The sequence below is a fragment of the Salinimicrobium oceani genome (genome assembly GCF_012037645.1).
Genome location: NZ_JAAVJR010001135.1, coordinates 1 through 354, shown reverse-complemented (window position 1 = coordinate 354; position 354 = coordinate 1). Strand labels below are relative to the sequence as shown.

Annotated in this window: 1 protein-coding gene; it reads left to right on the top strand. The window is 37.9% G+C overall.

The genetic code is table 11. The features are described 5' to 3' along the window. A partial coding sequence (locus HC175_RS21145) for a cache domain-containing protein (protein ID WP_209310170.1) occupies nucleotides 1–215 on the top strand: 215 nt, incomplete at its 5' end. Nucleotides 216–354 lie beyond the last annotated feature (139 nt).

The window sequence follows — 354 nt, the reverse complement described above, 5'->3', positions numbered from 1 at the left end:
AAGGAAAAAATCTCATTAACATGAAAGACCTTAACGGCAAGTATGTTGTGAAGGATGAACTCGCTTTAGCCTTAGATCACGGCAGCGGCTGGTTAGAAACATCCTGGTTTAGGCCAGGCACCAACACCCCTTCCCCTAAAATGACCTTTGTAAAAAGAGTTAAAACCAAGGGTGAGACCTTCATTGTAGGATCGGGATATTATCCAATAAAATAAGAATTTCTTCTGAATTTTATAGAATAGGCTAAGAGTTGAGATTGACTTTCTTGAAAAAGTCGAAAATGTCTTGTGCATGTTACCGGAGATTTTTAAGTTGCCATGCTTTAACTTGTGTAGTATTTTAGCTACTTACTGT